General features: G+C 44.4%; 2 protein-coding genes. Both read left to right on the forward strand.

Translation table 11 applies throughout. From position 1 onward, the window contains the following. The first annotated feature begins 348 nt into the window (after window positions 1-348). The gene (locus F6K37_RS33295) at window positions 349-2,418 is read left to right on the forward strand and encodes a prolyl oligopeptidase family serine peptidase (RefSeq protein WP_287254951.1); all 2,070 of its coding nucleotides are present in this window, start codon (window positions 349-351) and stop codon (window positions 2,416-2,418) included. A gap of 205 nt (window positions 2,419-2,623) precedes the next feature. Next, complete coding sequence (locus F6K37_RS33300; RefSeq protein WP_287254954.1) at window positions 2,624-3,748, forward strand: hypothetical protein; 1,125 nt, start codon at window positions 2,624-2,626, stop codon at window positions 3,746-3,748. Window positions 3,749-4,259 lie beyond the last annotated feature (511 nt).

Here is a 4,259-nt window from a genome sequence, read left to right on the forward strand (position 1 = left end):
TTCCTGAACTACTGCTGACTTTTTCAGCTGGTCACCCACCAGGAGGTATTGACTCAAACTATTACTCTGACTAATTTGTCAGTTTTACTGAGATCTAGTCTACCGTACTTTTAAAAGAGCCGCACCCATTTGATATTTAAGTTTGATCATTATTAAAATTACCTAGTACTTCATCACCTCAAGTAGTGTGAGCTAAAAGCTGAAGGCTTAAGGCTGACGGCTGACGGCTGAATGCTTACCAAGAGTTTAGATCAATTGGCGATCAGCTCCATAGCTGCCCATGTCCTCCAACCTCGACCCAAAGAATAGAAACGTTAAACTAGAAACGCTGCTTTCCCATCTGCGACCATGCCATCTACCAGTCAACCCCTGAACTATCCCAAAAGCCGCAAAGCCGACCAAGTCGATGATTACCACGGTACTCTAGTTGCTGACCCTTACCGCTGGCTAGAAGACCCAGATTCAGAGGAAACAAAGGCTTGGGTAGAAGCACAGAATCAAGTCACCTTTGGTTATCTCAGCGAAATACCAACACGGGAAACACTTAAGCAGCGCATCACCAAGCTATGGAATTACGAGAAATATAGCACTCCCTTTAAAAAAGGCGATCGCTACTTTTATTTCAAAAACGATGGTCTCCAGAACCAAAGTGTTCTCTACACCTTGACCTCCCTCGATGCTGAACCAACCCTATTACTTGACCCCAACAGCCTTTCAGAAGATGGTACCGTTGCCCTATCAGGTTTAGCCTTTAGTAAAGATGGCAAGCTGCTGGCCTATGGTCTGTCTAGGTCTGGTTCTGACTGGCAAGAGTGGCAAGTGCGGGAGGTGGAAACCGGTCTTGACCTCTCGGATCAGATTAAGTGGGTGAAGTTTTCTGGGGCATCTTGGACTGACGACAATCAAGGTTTCTTCTATAGCCGCTTCGATGAACCCAATGAAGCCACTAAGTTAGAAGACCTCAATTATTATCAAAAGCTCTATTACCATAAGCTGGGAACACCCCAGTCAGAGGATAGTCTGATTTATGAGCGCCCTGACCAGAAAGAATGGGGTTTCAGTGGTCAAGTCACTGAAGATGGTAATTATCTGATCATTACAGTCTTCCTCGGTACTGACCCAAAGAATCTGGTGTTTTATAAAAATTTGCAAGACCCAGATTCCCCGGTTGTGGAACTCATTAACGAATTTGATGCCAGCTATAGCTTCATCGGCAATGATCAATCAGTATTTTGGTTCCGCACAGACTTAGATGCCCCTCGTAGTCGAGTGATTGCCATTGATACTAATCATCCTGCTCAGGCACAGTGGCAAGAAGTAATTCCCCAAGCCGATGAAACCCTAGAAGGTGTTGGCTTACTCAACAACCAATTTGTGGCCGATTACCTCAAAGATGCTCACTCATCCATCAAAATTTTTGACCTGGATGGTTCCTTTGTACGGGAAGTCGAATTACCAGGTATTGGTTCCGTTGGTGGTTTCAATGGGTTACGTTATGATACTGAAACCTTCTACAGCTATACCAGCTTCACCACCCCTGCAACCATCTATCGCTACGACATGGTAAGTGGGGAAAGTACCATTTTTCGGCAGCCCCAGGTAGACTTTAATCCCGATGACTACGAGACCAAACAAGTTTTCTACCCTAGCAAAGATGGCACCCAAGTGCCTATGTTTATCACCCACAAGAAGGGATTGCCCTTAGATAGCAATAACCCCACTTACCTCTATGGCTACGGCGGCTTTAATATCTCGATAACCCCCAATTTCTCCATTAGCAATCTGGTATGGATGGAAATGGGAGGTGTTTATGCTGTTGCCAATCTCCGTGGTGGTGGTGAATATGGGGAAGATTGGCACCAATCTGGCACAAAACTCAACAAGCAAAATGTATTTGATGATTTCATAGGGGCGGCGGAGTGGCTAATTGGTGCTCAGTACACTTCACCCAAGAAAGTTGCGATCGCAGGCGGTAGCAATGGGGGATTATTGGTCGGTGCTTGCATGACTCAGCGTCCAGACTTATTCGGTGCAGCCCTACCAGCAGTGGGAGTACTGGATATGTTGCGCTTCCATAAGTTTACTATTGGTTGGGCCTGGTGTTCCGACTACGGTTCCCCAGATAACCCAGAAGAATTTAAAGCCCTTTACGCCTATTCCCCATTACACAATCTCAAACCAGGAACCGCTTATCCCCCTACCCTGATTACCACCGCTGACCATGATGACCGGGTTGTCCCTGCCCATAGTTTCAAATTTGCCGCAGCCTTGCAGGAGGCCCATGAAGGGGAACAACCAGTGTTAATTCGGATTGAGACCAAAGCAGGGCATGGTGCAGGCAAGCCCACCAGTAAGATAATTGAGGAGATTGCTGATAAGTGGGCGTTCTTAGTCAGAAGGCTAGAGGTAGAGGTTTAAAGAGTAAACAGACCATAACTTGCCTAGGATTTTCAGGCTAGGATTTAGGACACAGTTCACGATAAGATATAGCGATCAGTGTAGGAATTGTGATAATTTTTTTCCCCTGTTCCCTACTCCCTACTCCCTGTTCCCCTCCTGGGAGGGGTTAGGGGTGGGTTCCTGTTCCCTTTGCTGCTCTTTTTGACAAGACTGCTGGTTACTCATGGACTTATCTGCTATTTTAAACGTTGCCCTTGGCTTATTTTTTGTCTACCTGATCACCAGTCTGTTAGCCTCTGAAATCCAAGAATATCTCGCTAGCGTTTTACAATGGCGAGCTAAACACTTACAGAGGGCTATCGAAAATTTAATTAATGGTGGGATTCAGTTACGAAATATAACCCTGAAAGATGTGGTCGATGAGTCAGATGGAGAATCAGTTAACGTAACCGTTGATCAGATTAACAATTTAAAAAAGACCAAACGGCTTTTAAAGAAACTCTATCAAAATCCCTTGCTTAAATCAGTTAATCACGAAGCCAAAGACCTAGATAACAAAAATGAATTAAAGTCAAACTCTAACTCAACGGTTAGTGGACCTTCCTATATTCCATCAGATACCTTTGCCACCGCTTTAATCATGATCATTGTTCAGCAGGCATCAACCTTCAAAAATAATGCCGAGATTACTCTGGACAATTTTAAAACAGCCCTTGAAGAAGATAAGATCAAAAATTTACTTCCTGAAGACTTAAAGATAACTCTTTTAACCCTGATTGATAAAGCGAAATTTGAATACTCTGACCGGAACAAAGACCTAAAAAAACTCCAGGAAGAACTGGCGACATGGTTTGACGAATCCATGGCACGAGCTGCCGGGGTATACAAGCGTCAGTCTAAAGCCATATCTTTTTTAATTGGATTAGTGATTTCCCTAGCCTTGAATATCGATACCATCAATATCAGCAATCAATTCTATAAAAACCACAGTGTAAGAGCTGCTGCCAATCAAGTCACTAATAGGATTGTTAATGAAACTAGTGCCTGTTTACAGCAAGAATCAAACAATAATGACTGTTATGATAGTATAACCTCAGCTGTAGATGACCTAGCCTTCCTTCCCATTGGCTGGGGAGAAACTAATCTTGTAGAGCAGTTTGAAGAACCCAATCACCTTCCCAGAGAGCTGGGTTTGACTTGGGTTTACTTCAAATTTGTTTTAGGGATTATTTTGAGTGCGATCGCAATCTGTATGGGAGCCCCCTTTTGGTTTGAAGTACTAAATAAGTTAGTCAACGTTCGTAATACTGGAGACAAACCAAAATCTTCGCGCATAGACTCCCAGTAAGCATTCAGCCGTCAGCCATCAGCCGTCAGTGGTCAGCCGTCAGCCGTCAGCCGTCAGCCCTTGGCTTTTGGCCACGCTACTGTTCGCGTAGCCTGCCCGTAGCGCATTAGCTGATACGCGACACGCGCTATAGCTTACGACTGCCCACTGCTATTCCTGATTATGATAGCAATTTCCATCCTAATGAGGAACACAGGATTTTTTCCCTGTTCCCTGTTCCCTGTTCCCTGTTCCCTGTTCCCTGTTCCCTGTTCCCTGTTCCCTAAAACCAGGTACTCTGTACCTCACCAAATTGAACAGGACGTGAGACGCATTCCCCCACCTCGTTCAGGTGGGGGTTAGTCCACGCTAAGAACAATAGCCAAAAACCTAGAACATCAATCAATCTATTGTCGTCTACATTTTTGTAGGCTAAAATATTAACTAGCAATATTTTATTAGACCAGTGAAAACGCCGACCAAAGTTATCAGAACTGACAAGTGGAAACTCAATCCGTCCCTAGAACAAAAA

It is taken from the genome of Moorena sp. SIO4E2 (assembly GCF_010671945.1).
Lineage (GTDB): Bacteria > Cyanobacteriota > Cyanobacteriia > Cyanobacteriales > Coleofasciculaceae > Moorena > Moorena producens.

Coding starts and splice junctions, on each gene's coding strand:
- F6K37_RS33295 (WP_287254951.1), top strand. CDS start 349: ATGCCATCTACCAGTCAACCCCTGAACTATCCCAAAAGCCGCAAAGCC.
- F6K37_RS33300 (WP_287254954.1), top strand. CDS start 2,624: ATGGACTTATCTGCTATTTTAAACGTTGCCCTTGGCTTATTTTTTGTC.